The sequence below is a fragment of the Acidovorax sp. BoFeN1 genome (assembly GCF_003345135.1).
Lineage (GTDB): Bacteria > Pseudomonadota > Gammaproteobacteria > Burkholderiales > Burkholderiaceae_C > Acidovorax > Acidovorax defluvii.
Genome location: NZ_QOZT01000037.1, coordinates 1 through 21,430, shown reverse-complemented (window position 1 = coordinate 21,430; position 21,430 = coordinate 1). Strand labels below are relative to the sequence as shown.

The window sequence follows — 21,430 nt, the reverse complement described above, 5'->3', positions numbered from 1 at the left end:
TGGAGGTTCGATTTCAAGGCATTGACGGCGCCAAGCGCTCACGGGCATAGCAAAAATGCCACACGCGAATGAATAATACGTGGTCTGGCGCCCTGCGCCGATGCGTATTTGAGCCGCCGCCCCCCACAATCACCAGCATGACCAAAGCGTTCCGCCTTATCGCCTCGACCGGCATCCACAAGGGTGACCGCGAATACCAGCAAGACCAAGTGGCCCTGATCTCCCACGAACGCTACAACGGCTGCGTGCTGGGCGTGATTGCCGACGGCATGGGTGGCCGCAGTGGTGGGCGCAAGGCATCCGACCAGGTGATGATGACGGCCCGCCAGTTGTTCGAACGCTACTCGCCAGAGTCCGACGACCCTGCCGCAATGCTCAAGAACATGGTGGAAGAGGCGCACATCGTCATCCGCCTCACGGCCATTTCATCCGAACAGGAACCCCACAGCACCATCGCGGCGTTTTTGATCAACCCGCGCGGTGACTGCCACTGGGTTCATGCGGGCGATTCGCGCATTTACCATTTTGAGGGTGCCAGGCTGACCTTTCGCACCAGCGATCACTCTTATGTGCAGGCCTTGGTCGATCGTGGCGAGCTGACCGAAGCCGAGGCCAACATCCATCCGCATTCCAACATTCTGGTGGGCTGCCTGGGCACAGAAAGCGATCCACCCACCACCACCCACACCATCCAGCACTTGCAGCCAGGCGATGTTTTGCTGGCCTGCAGCGATGGTGTATGGCACTACTTTTCTCCCACCGAGCTGGCCTCGGTGGTCGATTCCCTGTCGCCGCGCGAGGCCACCGAATTTCTGATCGACAAGGCACGCTCGCGCGCACGCGGGGGTGGCGATAACCTGTCGCTGGTCGTCGTGAAGATTGAAGCCCTGGAAGAAGAGAAAAAAATGGGACGACTGAGCCCCATTTCCTCAAAAACCGCCTGAAGCGCGCAGGGCCAGCTCGCAGGCGCGGGCGCGTGCTTCCCTTAGTCCCCGTCACCCCGCACTTCAGGGTTGAACGGGCGGCAGCCCCGACGACGCGGGCAAGGGAGCAGCCGGTTGGCGCCCTGCGGCGGCAGACTCGGCCTGCATTTTCTGCACCCGTTCGCGCCGCTCCTGCGCGGATTTCACGTTTTCAGCATGGCGGGACTGCGCCGTGGCCGCCCGCTCAGCGCTTTGCCTGGCACGCTGCGCCTGGTTTGCAGCGCTCGACTGCTGGCGGGCTCGCTGCTGCTCGGACCGCTGCTGTGCGTCTCGTTGACGCTGCGTGCGCAAATCCTCCACGCCGACGGGAGCACCACGCCCCTCCCCTCGTGCCGAGCCTTGGGGTTGCGAACGGTCAGGAGCCACGCGTTGCTTTTCTTCGATCGAGCGCAACCGCTCGGCGGCTTTTTCCTTGCGCTCTGCGTCATTGAGTTGCAACTCGCGCCCGCGCAGTTGCAGTTCTGCCCTGCGCGCCTGGGTTCGCACGTCGCGCAGGCAGTCTTCTACCGCAAACCGGCGATAACACGCGGTCTCCTCACGCTTTCGCGTGGCCGCGATGGCCTGGCGCTCCTGGTGAATATGCTCGCGCTCGGCCTGCCGCTGTGCCTGCACGGCGCTGTAACGATTTTCAGGCGGGGCAGGATCCGCCGCTTGCACCATCGCAGGCCCGGCGATCAAGCAGACCAGCCCGCCAATTGCCCATGCCTTTTTCATTACGTCAGTCCCGTATCAACAGTGCGGCGATCCAGCGCGAGAAACTCCTTGGACTGCATCTCGTGCAGCCGGGACACCGTGCGCGGAAACTCGTGGGCCAGAGGTCCTTCGGTGTACAGCTGCTCTGGCGGCACAGCAGCCGACATGATGAGCTTGACCCGCCGGTCATACAGCACGTCCACCAGCCAGGTAAAGCGCCGCGCAGGCGACGCCATGTTGACCGGCATATAGGGCACATCCGACAGCATTACCGTGTGGAGCTGCGTGGCGATCTCCAGGTAGTCGTTCTGCGACCGGGGGCCACCGCACAGCGTCCTGAAGTCAAACCACACCACGCCCCCCGCCTTGCGCCGCGCCCGGATCTCGCGCGCTTCGATGTGCAGCACGGGGTCTTCATCGTGCACCTCGGCCAACTGGTCAAAGGCAGCATTCATTTCGGCATCTGCCTCGGGACCGAGGGGCGTGTGATAAAGCTTCACCTGCTCTAGCGTGCGACGCCGGTAGTCGGTGCCGTTGTCCACATTCACGACCTCCAGCCTTTCATTGAGCAGCGCAATAGCGGGCAGGATACGGTCGCGGTGCAAGCCATCGGGGTACAGATCGTCGGGCTTGAAGTTGGAGGTGGTGACAAACCCCACCCCGTTGTCAAACAGCGCCGCCAGCAAGCGGTGCAAGATCATCGCGTCGGTGATGTCGGCGACGTGAAACTCATCAAAGCAGATCAGCTTGTAGCGCTTGGCAATGCGCGCACCCAGCACATCCAGCGGGTTCACCGTGCCCTGCAGGCCAGCCAGCTCGCGGTGCACCTCGCGCATGAACTCGTGAAAATGCAGTCGCACCTTGCGCTTGAGTGGCACGGCGTTGAAAAAGCAATCCATGAGAAAGCTCTTGCCCCGCCCGACCCCGCCATACATGTATACGCCACGCGGAACTTCGGGGCGGTTGATGATCTTTTTAAGGGCGTTGGAGCGGCGCGACTTGTACGCCGCCCAGTCCTGGGCGCAGCGCTGCAGGGCGTCCACCGCGCGCAATTGCGCCGGATCGCTCTGAAAACCCTTGGTGGCAAGTTCTGCGAGATAGGTCTGTTTGACAGTCACGTTGAAGATGCCCCGATACTATGATGCTATAAAATAAATAGCTGCTAGCGCTTACTGCATAAGCGCTAGCAGCCAATTTGACTCAAAGAATCAGAAATTCAGCGTGCGTTTGTCCACGGCCAGGGCGGCCTCCTTGGTCGCTTCGCTCAAGCTGGGGTGCGCGTGGCAGATGCGGGCAATGTCTTCTGCGCTGGCCTTGAACTCCATGGCCACCACGGCTTCGGCAATCAGCTCGCTAACCTGCGGCCCCACCATGTGCACGCCCAGGATTTCATCCGTCACTGCATCGGCCAGGAACTTGACCATGCCCGTTGTGTCGCCCAGTGCCCGCGCGCGACCATTGGCCAGGAACGGGAACGTGCCCGCCTTGTACTTCACGCCATCGGCCTTCAGTTGCTGCTCGGTGCGGCCCACCCACGCGATTTCGGGGCTGGTGTAAATCACCCAGGGGATGGTGTTGAAGTTGACATGCCCGTGCTGGCCGGCCATGCGTTCAGCCACGGCCACGCCCTCTTCCTCGGCCTTGTGCGCCAGCATCGGGCCACGCACCACGTCACCCACGGCCCACACCCCAGGCAGGTTGGTCTTGCAATCGCCGTCCACAGCGATGGCGCCGCGTTCATCGAGCTGCAGGCCCACGGCTTCGGCATTCAGGCCGATGGTGTTGGGCACGCGGCCAATCGAGATGATGAGCTTGTCTGCATCCAGGGTCTGGGCTTCACCCTTGCTGTTGGTGTAGGCGATGCTGACGCCCTTCTTGCTGTTCTTGATCTCGCCGACTTTCACGCCGAGTTCGATCTTGAGCCCCTGCTTGTCAAACGCCTTTTTGGCTTCCTTGGCGATCTGTTCGTCCACGGCACCCAGGAAGGTCGGCAGGCCTTCGAGCACGGTCACTTCCGCGCCCAGGCGGCGCCAGACCGAGCCCATCTCCAGGCCGATCACGCCCGAGCCGATCAGGGCGAGCTTTTTGGGCACCGCGCCAATGCGCAGAGCGCCGTCGTTGGAAAGGATATTGACTTCGTCAAACTCTGCACCGGGCAGCGCACGCGCGTTGGAGCCGGTGGCAATGATGATCTGCTTGCCCACCAGAGTTTCTTCGGTGGCGCCGGCCACCTTGATCTCGTAGCCACCGTCGGCCGCCACCTTCACGAACGAGCCACGGCCGTGGAAAAAGCTGACCTTGTTCTTCTTGAACAGGTACAGGATGCCGTCGTTGTTCTGCTTCACCACAGCGTCCTTGCGGCCAACCATCTTGCCCACATCCATCGTCACCTTGCCGGTGCTGATGCCGTGGTCGGCGAAGTGCTTGTTGGCATGCTCGAAATGCTCGGACGACTGCAGCAGCGCCTTGGAAGGAATGCAACCCACGTTGGTGCAGGTGCCGCCGGGGGCGGGGCCGCCCTTGTCATTCTTCCACTCGTCGATGCAGGCCACGTTCATGCCCAGCTGGGCTGCACGGATGGCAGCGATGTAGCCGCCGGGGCCGCCGCCGATCACGACGACATCAAATTGTTTGCTCATGGGGAAATCTCACTCAATCAGTTGGAGAAAGACCCACCGACGGGCTCCAGCGCAGGCCAGGCCACATGGGTGGGTCGATGCTTTCAGCGCTCAGCGCTTAGATGTCGAACAGCAGGCGCGAGGGGTCTTCCAGCGCGTCCTTCATGGCCACCAGGCCCAGCACGGCTTCGCGACCGTCGATGATGCGGTGGTCATACGACATCGCCAGATAGTTCATCGGGCGCACCACAACCTGGCCGTTCTCGACCACGGCGCGGTCCTTGGTGGCGTGCACGCCCAAAATGGCCGACTGCGGTGGGTTGATGATGGGGGTGGACATCATCGAGCCGAAGGTGCCGCCGTTGGAAATGGAGAAGGTACCGCCGGTCATCTCTTCGATGCCCAGCTTGCCTTCTGCAGCCTTCTTGCCAAATTCAGCGATCTTCTTCTCGATTTCGGCAAAGCTCATCTGGTCGGCGTTGCGCAGAATGGGCACCACGAGACCACGGGGCGATCCCACGGCGATACCGATGTCAAAGTAGCCGTGGTAGACGATGTCGTTGCCATCGACCGAGGCATTGAGCACCGGGTATTTCTTGAGCGCATGCACGGCCGCCTTCACGAAGAAGCTCATGAAGCCGATCTTCACGCCGTGTTCCTTGGTGAACGCGTCCTGGAACTTCTTGCGCATATCCATCACAGGGGCCATGTTCACTTCGTTGAACGTGGTCAGGATGGCGTTGGTCGATTGCGACTGCAGCAGACGCTCGGCCACACGGGCGCGCAGGCGGCTCATGGGCACGCGCTGCTCGGGACGATCGCCCAGGTTCTGTGCGGCCGACGGAGCAGCCACTTGCGGCAATGCCTTGGTGGGCACACCGGTGGGAATGGCGCTGGGCGCCACGGCCTTGGCCGCACCAGCCGCCACCGCGCCGAGCACGTCGCCCTTGGTCACACGGCCATCCTTGCCCGTGCCGGCCACAGCCGAGACCGACAGGTTGTTGTCGGCCAGCAGCTTGGCCGCTGCGGGCATGGCGACATCGGCCTTTGAGCCACCCGTTGCAGCAGCGGCCACGGCCACAGCTGCTGCAGGCGCAGCTGCAGCAGCAGCAGCAGGCGCAGCGGCAGGAGCGGCGACACCGGCTGTGCCTTCGGTGTCGATCTTGGCGATCAACTGCTCGGCCACCACGGTGGCGCCATCACCCTGGACGATTTCTGCCAGCACGCCGGCAGCAGGTGCGGGCACTTCCAGCACAACCTTGTCGGTTTCGATTTCGATCAGGATTTCGTCCACGGCCACTGCCTCACCGGCCTTCTTTTTCCAGGTCAGCATGGTGGCCTCGGCCACGGATTCGGACAGTTGCGGTACTTTGACTTCTACGATAGCCATATCAATTCTTTCGGAAGGGGGTTTTGTTCTGGAGGGGGATTGCCGGCCTTACTTGGTCAGGACAAAACCCTTGAGCTTGGCAAACGCGCCGTCCACCAGCGCCTTTTGCTGTTCCTGGTGCAGGTGCGAATAACCCACGGCAGGCGAAGCAGACGCCGCGCGGCCGGAGTAGCCCAGCTTCTGGCCTTCGAGCATGTTTTCGTGGATGTTGTGCTGGATGAAGAACCATGCGCCCTGGTTTTGCGGCTCATCCTGGCACCAGACGATGTCCACGGCGTTGGGGTACTTCTTGATCGCGGCGGCAAACGCCTTGTGCGGGAACGGATAGACCTGCTCGACGCGGATGATCGCCACGTCGTTGGCCTCATTCTCGGTGCGCTTCTTCACCAGGTCGTAATAGACCTTGCCAGAGCAGGCAATCACGCGCTTGACCTTGTCGGCCTTCTTGTCGATGGCCTCGTTCTGCTCGGGAATCACCGTCTGGAAGTTGCCCTTGGTGAACTCGGACAGCGGCGAGGTGGCATCCTTGTTGCGCAGCAGCGACTTGGGCGTGAAGATGATCAGCGGCTTGCGCAGGTCACGCACCATCTGGCGGCGAAGCACATGGAAGATCTGGCTGGCCGTGGTGGGCTGCACGAGCTGCATGTTGGCGTCAGCGGCCAGCTGCATGAAGCGCTCCACGCGGGCCGAGCTATGCTCAGGACCTTGGCCTTCATAGCCGTGGGGCAGCATCAGGGTCAAGCCGTTGGCACGGCCCCACTTCACTTCGCCAGAGGCGATGAACTGGTCGATCACCACCTGGGCGCCGTTGGCGAAGTCGCCGAACTGGGCTTCCCAGATCACGAGGCTGTTGGGATCAGAGCCTGCGTAGCCGTACTCAAAGCCCAGCACTGCCTCTTCCGACAGGATGGAGTCGATCACGACAAACGGCGCCTGGTTCTCGGCCACGTTTTGCAGGGGCACGTAAGTGCCGGTGTCCCACTTCTCACGCTTTTGGTCGTGAATCACGGCGTGGCGGTGCGTGAACGTGCCACGGCCCGAGTCTTCGCCAGACAGGCGCACGGGGTAGCCGCTGGCCACCAGCGAGGCAAAGGCCATGGTTTCGCCCATGCCCCAGTCCACATTGACCTCGCCACGGCCCATGGCCGCGCGGTCGTCGTATACCTTCTTCACCAGCTGGTGTGGGGTAACGGTCTCGGGGATCGTGGTGATCTTCTCGGCCAGGCGCTTCCACTCGGTCAGAGGAATGGCGGTGTCACCAGCGTCCGTCCACTTCTTGCCCAGGAAGGGCGACCAGTCCACTGCGTACTTGCTCTTGAAGTTGGTCAGCACAGGATCCACGGTGTGCTTGCCAGCGTCCAAGGCGGCCCGGTAGGCCTTGGCCATCTCATCGCCCAGAGTCTCACCCAGGCCTTGAGCAGCCAGCTTGTCGGCGTACAGCTTGCGCGTGCCGGGATGCTGGGCAATCTTCTTGTACATCAGCGGCTGGGTCAAAGCAGGAGTGTCCTGCTCGTTGTGGCCCAGCTTGCGGAAGCAGGTGATGTCCACCACCACGTCCTGGCGGAATTCCATGCGGAACTCCAGGGCCAGCTGGGTGGCCAGCACCACGGCTTCTGGATCATCGCCATTGACGTGCAACACGGGCGACTCGACCATCTTCACGATGTCGGTACAGAACGTGCTGGAGCGCATGTCGCGCGGGTCAGAGGTGGTGAAACCGATCTGGTTGTTGATGATGATGTGGACGGTACCGCCGGTGGTATAGCCACGGGTTTGCGCCAGGCACAGGGTTTCCTGGTTCACACCTTGGCCGCCAAAAGCGGCGTCGCCGTGCACCAGCACGGGCAGCACTTGCTTGCCTTCGGTGTCGCCACGGCGGTCCATACGGGCACGCACCGAGCCTTCCACCACGGGGTTCACGATTTCCAGATGGGATGGGTTGAACGCCAGCGACAGGTGCACTGGGCCGCCGGGGGTGGACACATCCGAGCTGAAGCCCTGGTGGTACTTCACGTCACCCGCTGGCAGGTCTTCAGGGGCTGTGTGATCAAACTCGGCAAACAGGTCCTTGGGCATCTTGCCCAGAGTGTTCACCAGCACGTTCAGGCGGCCGCGGTGGGCCATGCCGATCACGATTTCCTGCACACCCTTGGCGCCGGCTTGCTGGATCAGCTCGTCCATGGCGGCGATGAAGCTCTCGCCACCTTCCAGCGAGAAGCGCTTTTGCCCCACGTATTTGGTGTGCAGATAGCGCTCCAGACCTTCGGCGGCCGTCAGGCGATCCAGAATGTGGCGCTTCTTTTCGGCGCCAAAGTTAGGCTTGGAACGGATGCTTTCCAGCTTCTGTTGCCACCAGCGCTTTTGCGCCTGGTCAGAGGTGTACATGTACTCGGCGCCCAGGGTGCCGCAGTAGGTTTCGCGCAGCGCGTTCAGCAGCTCGCGCAGGGACATCTTGTCCTTGCCGAAGAACGTGTTGCTGGTGTCGAACACGGTTTCCTGGTCGGCGTCGCTGAAGCCGTAGAACGAGGGCTCCAGTTCAGGAATGTTGGGGCGCTCAGTGCGCTTGAGGGGGTCCAGATCAGCCCAGCGCTGGCCCACATTGCGGTAGGCGGCAATAAGCTGCTGAACGGCGGTGCGCTTGCGGCCCATTTCGGCGTCAGCGCTTGCAACCACAACTTTGGTACCGCCAGCCTTGGCGCGTTCAGCGAACGCGTTGACCACGGGAAGGTGCGGAACGTCCTTGGCATTGGATCCATCCACAGCGGGTACGTGCTGTAGTGCATCAAAGTACTCGCGCCATGTGTCGGGCACGCTGCCAGGATTGGCAAGGTAGTTTTCATACATCTCTTCGACATACGGCGCATTGCCGCCGAAGAGGTAGGTGTTGCCTTGGTAGGCTTGATAGACGGATGTCGTATCGCTCATATTCCGCTGACCTCCGCTTCCCTTGGGGAAGCATTAGCTGGTTGAGAAACCTTCCGCGACACGGCTGGACCGATTTGCGGATGCGACTGTGGCTGGGGAAGGGCCTTTGTACGAGCGGTATTGTGCCATCGAACCGCCAGGGGCTCCAGTCGGCCCCCCCGGGGTGACCCACCCGCAGGCACCCTGGCCGGGTGCGGTTCATCCACTCGCGTACAGTGCGGGCATTCCATCTGCCATTGCACCTCCATGCCACCCTCACCCTTTCAGAACCGCGTGTTCCTGATTCTCCTGATACTGGTAACAGTCGCTTTCGGGGCCATCCTGTGGCAGTTCAATGGAGCCGTTTTCTGGGGACTGGTGCTGGCCATCCTTTTTGCGCCCCTGCACCGCAAGCTGCTGCGGCGCATGCCCAAGAGCCCCAATCTGGCGGCACTTGCCACTTTGTCGCTGTGCCTGGTGATTGTCATTTTGCCCATGACACTGATCACCGTGAACCTGGCCCAGGAAGCCACCGGCATTTACGACCGCCTGAAATCCGGCCAGCTGAACTTTGGCCAGTATCTGCAGCAGATCATTGCCGCCCTGCCCGCCTGGGCCGCCAGCCTGCTGGACCGTTTCAACCTCACCACCCTGGGCGACATGCAGGAGAAACTGTCTTCCTTCGCAGTGCAGGCCAGCCAGTTCGTTGCGACCAAGGCGCTGAACATAGGACAGAACACGCTGGAATTCGTGGTGGGTTTTGGCGTCATGCTGTATCTGCTGTTCTTTCTGCTGCGCGACGGCGCCGCACTGGCGACACGCATTGGCCACGCAATACCGCTTGACGCGGAGCACAAGCACCAGCTGGCCGGCAAGTTCACCACCGTCATTCGGGCTACCGTCAAGGGCAACATCGTGGTGGCGGCTTCGCAAGGGGCGCTGGGTGGCCTGATTTTCTGGATTCTGGGCATCCAGGGCCCCGTGCTCTGGGGCGTGGCCATGGCCTTTTTGTCGCTGCTGCCCGCCGTGGGTGCAGGCCTTGTCTGGGGGCCCGTGGCACTGTACTTTCTGGCCACCGGTGCCGTCTGGCAGGGTGTGGTACTTACTTTGTATGGGATAGGCGTGATCGGGTTGGTGGACAACGTGCTGCGCCCCATTCTCGTGGGCAAGGACACCAAGATGCCCGACTATGTGGTGCTGATCTCCACGCTGGGCGGAATGGCCCTGTTCGGGCTGACCGGGTTTGTCATCGGCCCCGCGATTGCCGCCTTGTTCATCGCCAGCTGGGACCTCTTTGCCCCCCCGCACCCACCAGCCAACCCGCCAGGTATGAAACTCTGAGCGGCGCCTCGCGCGCCCGGCCGCGTTACGGACTTGGCCGTTTAATACGAAGCAACTGGATGCAGAGGCGTTTTGCGCGCAGCCATTGATCAGCGCTACGAATTGCTATTATTTTTATAGCTTCTACCGCTTTACCGACAAGGGCTAAAGGCCTTTTTCGCTTAATATCCTCAACTCGTTCGCACCACAGCGCCGTGCCCAGCCGTGGCACCTGCGGCCAGGCCGACCGGGGAGTCATGGGGCGGCGGCTTACTTGCGCGAATAGATCTGGTCGAAGCTCGCGTTGTCCGCAAAGTGGTCCTTGGCCGCCTTGTTCCAGCCACCAAAAGCGGCATCAATAGTGAACAGGTTCAGCTTGGGGAACTGTTTGGCGTACTTGGCCTTGGCCTTATCGGACACGGCCGGGCGGTAGAAATTCTTGCCGGCGATGTCCTGGCCCTCTTCGGTGTAGAGGAACTTCAGATATTCCTCGGCCACGGCGCGCGTGCCCTTCTTGTCCACGTTCTTGTCCACCACGGTGACGGCGGGCTCGGCCAGGATGGAAATCGAGGGCGCAATCACATCGAACTTGGTGCCAAATTCCTTTTCGAGCAGGTAGGCCTCGTTTTCCCAGGCGATCAGCACGTCGCCCTGGTTGCGCTGTGCAAAGGTAATGGTGGAGCCGCGCGCGCCGGTGTCGAGCACGGGCACGTTGCCGTACAGCTCGGCAACAAAATCCTTGGCCTGTGCATCGCTGCCGAACTTGCGCTTGGCGAATTCCCACGCCGCAAGGTAGTTCCAGCGCGCACCGCCCGAAGTCTTGGGGTTGGGGGTGATCACTTTCACATCGGCGCGCACCAGGTCATCCCAGTCCTTGATGCCCTTTGGGTTGCCCTGGCGCACCACCAGCACGATGGTGGAGGTGTAGGGCGAGCTGTTGTGCGGCAGACGCTTTTGCCAGTCTTTCGGAACCCAGCCGCCATTGTTGTGCAGTGCATCGGTGTCGCCCGCCAGCGCCAGGGTGGCCACATCGGCGTCCAGCCCGTCGATGATGGAGCGCGCCTGCTTGCCCGAGCCGCCGTGGCTTTGCTTGATGGTCACGTCCTGGCCGGTCTTGCCCTTCCAATATTTGGCAAAGGCCTGGTTGAATTCCACATACAACTCCCGGGTGGGGTCGTATGACACATTGAGCAGCGTCACAGACTGTGCAAACGACGGCAATGCTGTCAGGGCCAAACTGCCAGCCAGGGCGACGGCGAAGGGAAACTTGATAAAGTTGCGGCGAAAGTTCATTGAAAGCCTCTTTTATGAATGGGTTGCGGTGCAAAACACCGATGAAACGCATTCTGGAAGGCCATCTTCAAAACTGGAACGACTAAGATTTCAGTTCTTTATATCCAAATCATCTGAGCAACCCTTTTTGCTCACACATCACACAAGGAAATCCCATGGCACGCACCGTTCAATGCATCAAGCTCGGCAAGGAAGCCGAAGGTCTCGACTTTCCTCCCTACCCTGGCGAACTGGGTAAACGCATCTGGGAAAACGTGAGCAAACAGGCGTGGGCGGACTGGATCAAGCACCAGACCATGCTCGTCAACGAAAACCGCCTGAACCTGGCCGACGCCCGCGCCCGCCAATACCTCGCCCGACAGATGGAAAACCACTTTTTTGGTGGCGGCGCAGACGCCGCAGCGGGATACGTCCCGCCCAGCGCGTAACGCAGTGCAGCGCTGCAAAAAGTGGGTTCGTCAAAACCATTTCTTTGGCAGCGGCGCAGACGCCGCAGCGGGATACGTTCCGCCCAGCGCGTAACGCAGTGCGGTTCTGACAAGGCAGCGCCTTACCAAGCGGTCTGACGGATTGCCCCGGGGCGTGCCATCCAGCCATGCCGCTGACAGCTGCGCACCAGCCGATGCGCAGCATTGCCGGGCCCCAACGCCTGCTTTGGGCGGACGGCGCGGCCTTCGGGCAACCGCCTGCTGCGACTACCACCGGCACAAAGCACCGCGCCCACACTGGCCCGGTCACACCTTCCCCTTTGTTTCATGAATTTCCCACCCAGGACCTCCGATGCCCGAGCGCGTTGACTGGCTTGCGGACGGAACCCCGTTCAGCCCCCGTTTTGGTGACCGTTACCACAGTGAGAACGGAGGGCTCGATCAGGCCCGGCAGGTGTTCCTGCACGGCTGCGGCCTGCCCGCCGCCTGGGCAGACGCCGCACAGTGGCGCATCCTGGAAACAGGCTTCGGCTTCGGTCTGAACTTTCTCGTCACCTGGGCCGCCTGGCGGGCCGACCCCCGGCGCCCGCGCATGCTGCACTTCGTGTCCACCGAAGCCTGGCCTGTGAGCGCGGAAGACCTGCTGCGCGCTGCCTCGGCCCACCCGGAACTTGCGCCGCTGGCCCAGGAATTGCACGACCAGTTCTGGGGGCTGTTGCCGGGCGTGCACCGCCTCACCTTTGATGGCGGGCGCGTGCTGCTGACACTCTGCATTGGCGACGCGCAAACGGTGCTGCGCCAGCAGGAATGGACCGTGGATTCGGTCTATCTGGACGGATTCAGCCCGCAGCGCAATCCAGAACTGTGGAACCTGCGCACGCTCAAGGCCGTGGCGCGCTGCGGCCGCCGGGGCACGCGCCTGGCCACCTGGACCATTGCGCGCGCAGTGCGCGATGCGCTCACGCAATGCGGCTTCAATGTAGAGAAGGTGCCGGGCGTTCCGCCCAAGCGCGACAACCTGCAAGCCACCTTCGATCCTCGGTGGGAGCCACGCACTTCGCGCACCTCCCCTACCCGCCCCGTGCACGCTGCACCGGCCCGCTGCCTGGTGATCGGCGCAGGTCTGGCGGGCGCCGCCACGGCAGCCAGCCTGGCGCGGCGCGGCTGGCAGGTGCAGGTGCTGGACATGGGCGATGCACCGGCGGCGGGGGCCTCCGGACTGCCGGTGGGTCTGTTCGCCCCGCATCTCTCCCCGGACGACAACGTTTTCTCGCGCGTATCGCGCAGCGGCGTGCGCGCCATGCTGCAACAGTCGAAGGCGTTGTTGCAGGATGGCGTGGACTGGAACCCTTGCGGCGTGCTGGAACGCCGGCCCGAGCAGAACCCGGGCCTGCCCGCAGGCTGGGAACAAAGCCCGGGCGCCGACTGGAGCCAGGCAGCCACCGCGCCCACCCTGCAAGCCGCCGGTCTGGCGCTAAACACCTCTGCCTGCTGGCATGCGAAAGCGGGCTGGGTGCAACCCGCGCGCCTGGTCCGCGCATTGCTGGCGCAGCCCGGCATCGAGTGGTGCCCCCGCAAATCGGTAGCGCGGCTGCAGCGCAGCCCGGCGACCGACAGCGCCACCACCGGGGACAGCGCCGCCACCGGAATATGGCAGGCACTGGATGACCATGGCCACACCATTGCCGAGGCTGAATGCGTGGTGCTGGCTGCAGGCCCGGCCTGCAATGCGTTGCTTGCAGCCTCATTTGCGCCCACCCTTCCACTGCAGTCCGTGCGCGGTCAGTTGTCGTGGGGTTGGCAAGACGCGGGGGCTGCTGCCCTGCCTCCTTTTCCGGTCAACGGAAATGGCGGCCTGGTTGCCCATGTTCCGCGAGAAGCGGGCCAGGCCTGGCACATGGGTTCCACCTTTGAACGGGATGTGGACGCCTTGCCGCTGACTTGCGCCGAAGTGGCTGCGGGCCATGCCACCAACTGGCGGCGCCTGCAGGAATTGCTGCCCGGCGCGGCGCCCACCCTGCAGGCGGCGTTTGCCGGCGCATCGCCCTCTTCGGATGCCGCAGCCGTGCGCGCCTGGGCCAGCGTGCGCTGCACCTCGACCGACCGCCTGCCCATCGTCGGCCCTGTCGATGCCCAGACCCTGCCCGGCCTGTGGGTCTGCACCGCCATGGGCGCGCGCGGGCTCACGCGGGCCGTGCTGTGCGGTGAACTGCTGGCCGCGCTGGTGAATGCAGAGCCGCTGCCAGTGGATGCGCGCCTGGCACGCGCCATGGGCACAGAGCGGCTGGAGAAATAACCAGGCGCCCGTGGCGCTTCGCGCATTTCCCCTTTCTATCGCGCTGCGCGCGGTAAGGGGAACCCCACCTGCGCGGCGGTGCGGCCATGGCGTGATGGCTGCTGGCCTGGGTCGGCAGGAGCGAAGCGCGCAGCTGCATCAAACCCTCGCAACCCGCGTCACAGCTTGTGCATAAGCTTATTCGCATAAGGGCAGCACGAAACAATCGTTTGTTTTCATATGCCGGGCCTCTACATTCGCAGCCATGCATGATTTCGCGTTTGTTTTTGCGGGCTTTGCCGTTGGGCTGATTGTGGGCTTGACCGGCGTGGGCGGCGGCTCGCTGATGACGCCCGTGCTCATCTTCTTCTTTGGGGTCAAGCCCCACCTGGCCATTGGCACCGACCTGCTGTTTGCCGCTTTCACCAAGATGGGCGGCACCGTGAGCATGGCGCGCCAGCGCCTGGTGCCGTGGCGCGTGGTGGGCCTGCTGTGCGCGGGCAGCATTCCGGCGGCACTGGCAGCACTGTGGCTGCTGCACCGCATGGGGCCGGCCACCGAACAGGTCCAGCACCTCATGACCAGCACGCTGGGCATTGCCCTGCTGCTTACGGCCGCTGCCACGGCCTACAAGGTGCTGGCGTTTTCGCCCCAGCGCCAAGCCGCCGAGGTGGCTGCGCGCCACGCCAATGCCGCCAATGCGGCAGAGCCCCGCCACTGGAGCCTGCCGGTGTTGCTGGGCGCGGTGATTGGCACGCTAGTCACCTTCACCTCGGTGGGCGCGGGGGCCATTGGGGTCACCGTGCTGCTGCTGGTGTTTCCGCACCTGCCACTGCCGCGTATCATCGCCGCCGACATCGCCTACGCCGTGCCGCTGACACTGGTGGCGGGCCTCGGCCACGCTTCGCTGGGCTCCGTCGATTGGCCGCTGCTGCTGCAACTGCTGGCCGGTTCGCTGCCCGGCATCTGGCTGGGCTCGCGCCTGGTTTCCCGCACCCCCGAGCGCCTGATCCGCTCGGCCCTTTCCGTGCTGCTCGCCTGGGCGGGCGCCAAACTTGTTTTGATTTAAGAGGCTCATTGCCCCATGTACCAATACACACACTTCGACAAGCAATTCGTCCAACTGCGCGCCCAGCAGTTCCGCGACCAGCTCGAGCGCTGGCAGCGCGGCGAGCTGACCGACGAACAGCTTTTGCCGCTGCGCCTGCAAAACGGCTGGTACATCCAGCGCTACGCCCCCATGGCCCGCATTGCCGTGCCCTACGGTGAAATCAGCAGCACGCAACTGCGCATGCTGGCCCGCATCGCCCGCGACTACGACAAGCCCACACCCGAGCTGCTGGCCCATGCCCAGGCCACGCAGGACGAACTGCAGGCCGCCCAGCCCGGCCTGACACTGCACGCAGCGCCACTCCAATACGGCTACGGGCACTTCACCACGCGCACCAACGTGCAGTTCAACTGGATCCCCATCACCAAGGCCGCCGACGTGATGGACCTGCTGGCCAGCGTGGGCATGCATGGCATCCAGACCAGCGGCAACACCATCCGCAACATCACCACCGAGGCGTATGAAGGCATCGCGGAGGACGGCATCGTCGATACGCGCCCCTTCGCCGAGATCGCACGCCAGTGGAGCACGCTGCACCCCGAGTTCGCGTTCCTGCCGCGCAAGTTCAAGATCGCGTTCAACGGCTCCGCCGAAGACCGCGCCGCCACCGGCTGGTACGACATCGGCGTGCAGGCGCTCAAGAACAGTGCGGGCGAAGTGGGCTTTACCGTCAAGGTGGGCGGTGGCATGGGCCGAACGCCCATCATCGGCGCCGTGGTGCGCGAGTTTCTGCCCTGGAACCAGCTGCTCAACTACATCGAGGCCGTGATCCGCGTCTACAACGGCTACGGCCGCCGTGACAACAAGTGGAAGGCGCGCATCAAGATCCTGGTGAAGGCCGAGGGCCAGCAATTCATCGACGCAGTGGAGGCCGAGTACAAGGCCATCGTGGAGCAGGACGGCGCCCCGCACACCATCACCCAGGCCGAACTGGACCGCGTGCAAGCCAACTTTGTGGTTCCCGAGTTGAAACCCGCCAACCTGCCCAGCAGCGTCAAGACCGACGGCCAGCTCTACCAGCGCTGGCTTCAGCAAAACGTCACCGGCCACCGCCTGCCCGGCATGCGCGCCGTGACGCTGTCGTTCAAGCGCGTGGGCTTTGCACCCGGCGATGCCGACGCCGACACGATGGGCGCGCTGGCACAGCTGGCCGACCAGTTCAGCGCGGGCGAGGCGCGCCTGACGCACAAGCAGAACCTGCTGCTGCCCTGGGTGTTCGAAAGCGACCTGCCAGCCCTGTACGAAGCCGCGCGCAAGCTGGGCCTGGCCCAGCCCAACATCGGCCTGCTGACCGACATGATCGCCTGCCCCGGCGGCGACTTCTGCTCGCTGGCCAATGCACGCAGCCTGCCCATTGCCGCGGCCATCACCGAGCGCTACCAGGACCTCGACGAAGTCTTTGACCTGGGGCCCATCGACCTGCACATGAGCGGCTGCATCAACAGCTGCGGCCACCACCACAGCGGGCACATCGGCATCCTCGGTGTCGACAAGGACGGCAAGGAGTGGTACCAGATCACGCTGGGCGGTGCCGACGGCACGCGCCTGTCTGGCCCGGCCCTGGCGGGCAAGGTGGTCGGCCCCTCGTTCACTGCCTCGGAAGTGCCCGACGTGATCGAGGCCGTGCTCACCACCTTCCGCGCACTGCGCAAGCCTGGCGAGTTCTTCATTGATGCGCTGCGCCGCATCGGCCACGACCCGTTCAAGGACGCCGCCAACGGCGCGCGCCACCCCAAGCAGGCGCAAGAAGAAGCCATCACCGAATAAATCCAGATCACTATGAAAATAATAGCTGCCAGCGCTTTACCCACAAGCGCTGAAACCGAAAAAACCTTGCAGATCGCCAACGACGCCGAGCTGACCGACATCGTCGCCAGCGGCGCGCTGCAGGGCGTGGAGCGCATCGAGCTGCACTTTCCCAAGTTCACCGACGGCCGCGCGTTCAGCCAGGCCGTGCTGCTGCGCCGCCGCCATGGCTTTGCGGGCGACCTCCGCGCCACGGGCGATGTGCTGATCGACCAGCTGGTGCAGATGGCGCGCAGCGGCTTCACGAGCGCCGTGCTGGCCGAGGGCCAGAACCTAGCGGCCGCCGAGCGCCAGTTTGCACGCTACAGCGCCTTCTACCAGGGCGATGCGCTGGAACCGCGCCCGCTCTTCGCACGGGAGGCAGCATGAGCGCGGTGCGCGAGCTCGACCTGGCGCAGGTCAATGCCCGCTGGGGCCGCGATGCGTCGGCTCTGGTGGAGTGGGCCGTGGGCCTGGGCCAGCCCACCATCGTCACCACCAATTTTCGCCCGTTCGAGGCCGTGATCCTGCACCTGGTGACGCGCGCCAAACCCGAGGTTCCCGTGGTCTGGATGGACAACGGCTACAACACTGAAGCCACCTACCGCTTCGCCGACGAGGTGACGAAGCAACTGGGGCTGAACCTCAAGATCTACCTGCCACGCCGCTCCCGCGCGCACCGCGAGGCCGTGGAGGGCGCAACGCCTGCGCTTCATGATCCACGCCACGCCGCCTTCACCGCCGAGGTGAAGCTCGAGCCCTTTGCCCGCGCCCTGCGCGAGACCGCACCGCAAGTCTGGTTCACCGCGCTGCGCGCCACCGACACCGCCGTGCGCGCACAGATGGACCCCGTCAGCATCAACCCCGATGGCCTGATCAAGGTCGCCCCGCTGCTGCACTGGTCGTCCAAAGACCTGCACGAATACTGCGTGAAGCACGGCCTGCCCAACAACTTCGACTACGTGGACCCGACCAAGGGCGAAGACAACCGCGAGTGCGGCCTGCACCTGGCGCATTGAAATGACCACCCCCCTGAGTCGCTTCGCGCCTTCCCCCCGCTCTCGCATGGCTGCGCCATGCGGGCAGGGGGACGCAGCCAGCGCGACGAGGCGGCCCTTGCGTGGCTGCCCTCGCCTGGACTGCGCCAGTTGCATACGTCCCGGACATTGAACCGAACCACTGAGCACATTCACCCATGAACGCCCGCATCGACACCTCCACGCTGAGCCACCTCAGCAACCGCCACCTCGACGCGCTGGAAGAAGAAACCATCTTCATCCTGCGCGAGGTGGCCGCCGCTTTCGAACGCCCCGCCCTGCTGTTCTCGGGCGGCAAGGATTCGCTGGTCATGCTCAAGTGCGCCGAAAAGGCCTTTGGCACCAAGGCCAGCGGCGGCGGCATTCCCTACCCGCTGCTGATGATCGACACGGGCCACAACTTCCCCGAGGTGACGGACTTTCGCGACTTCCGCGCCAAGGAACTGGGCGCCGAACTCATCGTGCGCAGCGTCGAGGATTCGATGGCGCGCGGCACCGTGCGCCTGGCGCACCCGGGCGAATCGCGCAACGTGCACCAGTCGGTCACGCTCTTGGAGGCCATCGAGGAATTCCGCTTCGACGCGCTCATCGGCGGCGCCCGCCGCGACGAGGAAAAGGCCCGCGCCAAGGAACGCATCTTCAGCCACCGCGACAGCTTTGGCCAGTGGCAGCCCAAAGCCCAGCGCCCCGAGTTGTGGACGCTGTTCAACACCCGCCTGCAGCCCGGTGAGCACTTTCGCGTGTTCCCCATCAGCAACTGGACCGAACTCGACGTGTGGCAGTACATCGACCGCGAGCAGATTGCCCTGCCCTCGCTCTACTACACCCACCAGCGCCAGGTGGTCGAATGCAAGGGCCTGCTCGTGCCCGTGACCGAACTGACCCCGCCGCGTGACGGCGAAACCGTCGAGACGCGCCAAGTGCGCTTTCGCACCGTGGGCGACATCACCTGCACCTGCCCGGTGGAAAGCCCCGCCGCCACGGCCGCAGACATCGTGATCGAGACCCTGGCCGCCGACGTGAGCGAGCGCGGCGCCACGCGCATGGACGACAAGACCAGCGACGCCTCGATGGAAAAGCGCAAGAAGGACGGGTATTTCTGATGACCACTAATAATTCGATAGCAGCTACCGCTTACCAGACAAGCGCTGCAGGCCAAAATGACCATATTTCCGCCCTCAAGTTCATCACCTGCGGCAGCGTGGATGATGGCAAGAGCACGCTGATCGGCCGCCTGCTGGTGGACAGCCGCGCGGTGCTGCAAGACCATCTGGCCGGCGTGCAGCGCGGCGGCGAGACCGACCTGGCCCTGCTGACCGACGGCCTCAGCGCCGAGCGCGAGCAAGGCATCACCATCGACGTGGCCTACCGCTACTTCGCCACCGAAACGCGCAAGTTCATCATTGGCGACGCGCCCGGCCATGAGCAGTACACGCGCAACATGGTCACCGCCGCCAGCAGCGCCGACGCCGTCGTGGTGCTGGTCGATGCCACCAAGCTCGACTGGCAGAACCCCGAGCTGGCCCTGCTGCCCCAAACCCGTCGCCACAGCCTGCTGGCCCACCTGCTGCGCGTGCACTCGCTGGTGTTTGCCGTGAACAAGCTCGATGCGGTGCAAGACCCGGTGCTGGCCTGGAAGCACATCCAGGGCGCACTCGCTGCCTTTGCCCAGGCCGCCGGCATTGCCGTGCGCGCCACGGTGCCCGTGTCAGCCCTCAAGGGCTGGAACGTGGTGGACGCCCACGCAGGCTGGTGCGGCTACCAAGGCCCCACGCTGCTGCAGGTGCTCGAAGCCTTGCCCAACACGCCTGCCGACACGGCGCTGCCGCTGGCTTTCCCGGTGCAATGGGTCGAGAAATCCTCGTCCTCGTCGTCTGACACATCACAAGGCCGCCGCGTGTTCTGGGGCCGTGTGGCTTCGGGCAACGTGGCCCCTGGCACGCCCGTGCAGATCTTCCCCAGCGGCCAGCTCGCCACCGTGGCCCAGGTGCTCGACCATGCCCGCCGCGCGAGCGACGTGCCGGCAGGCACCAGCGCCGGCATCATCCTCGACCGCGAGGTGGACGTGTCCCGTGGCGACTGGATTCTGGCCACGCCCACCGCCGCTGCAGCGCCTGCCGACGACGACTTTGGCGACACGCCCGCAGCCGTGCCTGCCTGGCCCGCCAGCCGCGAGCTGCACACCACCGTCGCCTGGATGGACGATGAGCCCCTGGTGGCAGGCCGCGTGTACTGGGCGCTGCACGGCCACCGCTGGGTCAAGGCCAAGGTGAAAGCCGTGGTGCACAAGCTCAACATCAACACGCTGGCCGAAGAAGCCGCCACGCAACTCGACCCCAACGCCATCGGCCATGTTCAGCTCGTGCTGCAAGAGGCCATTCCCGCGGCCGCATTCAGCAAAGCGCGTGTGCTCGGCTCACTGATCCTGGTGGACACCGCGAGCCACAAAACAGCCGGAGCTGTGCTGGTCAACTGACCTGCATCAACCCACTGAACCCATACTGGCCGCAAGGCCCCTCTAATCTCGTCGGTGAAAGCTTCTAAAATAAAGGGTTTTCACCGACCCACACAATTCCTGCCATGACCCACGTCGTTTCCGAAAACTGCATCAAGTGCAAGTACACCGATTGTGTGGACGTGTGCCCCGTGGACTGCTTCCGCGAAGGCCCGAACATGCTCGTCATCGATCCCGATGAGTGCATCGACTGCGCCGTGTGCATCCCCGAGTGCCCAGCCAATGCCATCTTTGCCGAAGAAGACCTGCCGGCAGACCAGCTCGCGTTCATCAAGCTCAACGCCGACCTGGCCTTTGCCGACGGCTGGAAGAGCATCACAAAGCGCAAGCCCGCCCTGCCCGACGCCGACGAGTGGAACGGCAAGCCTGGCAAGGTCAACGACCTGATCAAGTGACCCCCCTGAGCCGCTTCGCGTCATCCCCCAAGGGGGACACCGCCCGTGGCCCGGCGAAGCCGGTTCCACGGTGGCACTGGCTTGGGACTGCGCCAGTGTCAAGCGCTGCGTGCGTGGTTGCGTTGGCATGATTCAAGAAGCCGATGCAGTCGTCATCGGCGCGGGGCCTGTCGGGCTTTTTCAGGTGTTCCAGCTGGGCCTGCACGGCCTGCGCGCCCACGTTGTCGACGCGCTGCCCCACCCCGGCGGCCAGTGCGCCGAGCTGTACGGCGACAAACCCATCTACGACATTCCCGCCATCCAGGTCTGCACCGGAAACGAACTGGTGCAGCAGCTACTTGCGCAGATCGAGCCCTTTGCCCCCACCCTCCACCTCAACCAGCAGGTGAGCACCGTGCAAGCCCAGCCGGGCGGCGGCTTCCTCGTCGGCACCGCGCAGGGCACCCAGTTGCTGGCGCGCACCGTGTTCATCGCCGCTGGCGTGGGTGCCTTCATGCCGCGCGCCCTCAAGCTGCCCGGCCTGGATGCTTATGAGGGCAGCCAGTTGCGCTACCGTCTGGACGAAGACACGCACCTTGCCGGCCAGCGCGTGGTGGTGCACGGCGGCGATGAACCCGCCGTGCAGCAAGCCATTGCCTGCGCCACCGCCCCCGAGGCACGACGCCCCGCCCGCACCACACTGC

18 protein-coding genes are annotated in these 21,430 nt (G+C 64.0%); 12 read left to right on the top strand and 6 right to left on the bottom strand.

Annotated elements, in window-relative coordinates:
• The first annotated feature begins 137 nt into the window (after positions 1-137).
• Complete coding sequence (locus DTW89_RS10250; protein WP_024815250.1) at positions 138-944, top strand: PP2C family protein-serine/threonine phosphatase; 807 nt, start codon at positions 138-140, stop codon at positions 942-944.
• A 63-nt stretch (positions 945-1,007) separates the two neighbouring features.
• On the opposite strand, the gene DTW89_RS10245 is transcribed toward DTW89_RS10250, so the two are convergent.
• The 5 genes from DTW89_RS10245 to DTW89_RS10225 form a co-directional block, all read right to left on the bottom strand.
• Positions 1,008-1,697 carry a hypothetical protein gene (locus tag DTW89_RS10245; protein ID WP_114655867.1) on the bottom strand — a complete coding sequence of 230 codons (690 nt, stop codon included), beginning with the start codon at positions 1,695-1,697 and terminating at the stop codon, positions 1,008-1,010.
• Positions 1,697-2,794 (bottom strand): cell division protein ZapE, encoded by a 1,098-nt coding sequence (gene zapE, locus DTW89_RS10240; RefSeq protein WP_114655866.1) that lies wholly within the window; start codon positions 2,792-2,794, stop codon positions 1,697-1,699. Before zapE ends, DTW89_RS10245 begins: the two co-directional genes overlap by 1 nt.
• Positions 2,795-2,884: 90 nt before the next feature.
• Positions 2,885-4,315, bottom strand: a complete 1,431-nt coding sequence (gene lpdA, locus DTW89_RS10235; protein WP_114655865.1) for a dihydrolipoyl dehydrogenase — start codon at positions 4,313-4,315, stop codon at positions 2,885-2,887.
• A 97-nt stretch (positions 4,316-4,412) separates the two neighbouring features.
• Positions 4,413-5,684 carry a 2-oxoglutarate dehydrogenase complex dihydrolipoyllysine-residue succinyltransferase gene (gene odhB, locus DTW89_RS10230; RefSeq protein WP_114655864.1) on the bottom strand — a complete coding sequence of 424 codons (1,272 nt, stop codon included), beginning with the start codon at positions 5,682-5,684 and terminating at the stop codon, positions 4,413-4,415.
• 48 nt (positions 5,685-5,732) lie between these two features.
• Positions 5,733-8,609 (bottom strand): 2-oxoglutarate dehydrogenase E1 component, encoded by a 2,877-nt coding sequence (locus DTW89_RS10225; RefSeq protein ID WP_114655863.1) that lies wholly within the window; start codon positions 8,607-8,609, stop codon positions 5,733-5,735.
• 246 nt (positions 8,610-8,855) lie between these two features.
• Between DTW89_RS10225 and DTW89_RS10220 the strand changes: the two genes are divergently transcribed.
• The gene (locus DTW89_RS10220; protein WP_114655862.1) at positions 8,856-9,929 is read left to right on the top strand and encodes an AI-2E family transporter; all 1,074 of its coding nucleotides are present in this window, start codon (positions 8,856-8,858) and stop codon (positions 9,927-9,929) included.
• Between the two features lie 249 nt (positions 9,930-10,178).
• Here DTW89_RS10220 and DTW89_RS10215 read toward each other — a convergent pair whose 3' ends face one another.
• Entirely contained in the window at positions 10,179-11,201 is a 1,023-nt protein-coding gene (locus DTW89_RS10215; protein ID WP_024815257.1) for a sulfate ABC transporter substrate-binding protein, read from the bottom strand.
• 155 nt (positions 11,202-11,356) lie between these two features.
• On the opposite strand from DTW89_RS10215, the gene DTW89_RS10210 reads away from it, so the two are divergent.
• The 10 genes from DTW89_RS10210 to DTW89_RS10160 form a co-directional block, all read left to right on the top strand.
• A complete protein-coding gene (locus DTW89_RS10210) occupies positions 11,357-11,629 on the top strand; it encodes an oxidative damage protection protein (protein WP_005799545.1) in 273 nt (90 codons plus the stop codon).
• Positions 11,630-11,981: 352 nt separating this feature from the next.
• Complete coding sequence (mnmC, locus tag DTW89_RS10200) at positions 11,982-13,925, top strand: FAD-dependent 5-carboxymethylaminomethyl-2-thiouridine(34) oxidoreductase MnmC (RefSeq protein WP_114655861.1); 1,944 nt, start codon at positions 11,982-11,984, stop codon at positions 13,923-13,925.
• A gap of 244 nt (positions 13,926-14,169) precedes the next feature.
• Positions 14,170-14,973, top strand: coding sequence for a sulfite exporter TauE/SafE family protein (locus DTW89_RS10195; RefSeq protein ID WP_114655860.1), 804 nt, complete (start codon positions 14,170-14,172; stop codon positions 14,971-14,973).
• Positions 14,974-14,988: 15 nt separating this feature from the next.
• Complete coding sequence (locus DTW89_RS10190; RefSeq protein ID WP_114655859.1) at positions 14,989-16,782, top strand: nitrite/sulfite reductase; 1,794 nt, start codon at positions 14,989-14,991, stop codon at positions 16,780-16,782.
• Positions 16,783-16,794: 12 nt separating this feature from the next.
• On the top strand, positions 16,795-17,190 hold the full coding sequence (locus tag DTW89_RS10185) for a DUF934 domain-containing protein (protein ID WP_111868143.1): 396 nt from the start codon (positions 16,795-16,797) through the stop codon (positions 17,188-17,190).
• Positions 17,187-17,819, top strand: coding sequence for a phosphoadenosine phosphosulfate reductase domain-containing protein (locus DTW89_RS10180; RefSeq protein ID WP_114655858.1), 633 nt, complete (start codon positions 17,187-17,189; stop codon positions 17,817-17,819). Before DTW89_RS10185 ends, DTW89_RS10180 begins: the two co-directional genes overlap by 4 nt.
• A 176-nt stretch (positions 17,820-17,995) precedes the next feature.
• Positions 17,996-18,940, top strand: a complete 945-nt coding sequence (gene cysD / locus DTW89_RS10175; RefSeq protein WP_114655857.1) for a sulfate adenylyltransferase subunit CysD — start codon at positions 17,996-17,998, stop codon at positions 18,938-18,940.
• Positions 18,940-20,313, top strand: a complete 1,374-nt coding sequence (locus DTW89_RS10170; protein ID WP_114655856.1) for a sulfate adenylyltransferase subunit 1 — start codon at positions 18,940-18,942, stop codon at positions 20,311-20,313. Before cysD ends, DTW89_RS10170 begins: the two co-directional genes overlap by 1 nt.
• A gap of 104 nt (positions 20,314-20,417) precedes the next feature.
• Positions 20,418-20,747: a ferredoxin FdxA gene (gene fdxA, locus DTW89_RS10165; protein ID WP_114655855.1), complete on the top strand. Its 330-nt coding sequence runs from the start codon at positions 20,418-20,420 to the stop codon at positions 20,745-20,747.
• A gap of 127 nt (positions 20,748-20,874) precedes the next feature.
• Positions 20,875-21,430, top strand: a 556-nt coding sequence (locus DTW89_RS10160) for an NAD(P)/FAD-dependent oxidoreductase (protein WP_147277646.1), incomplete at its 3' end; no start/stop codon positions are given.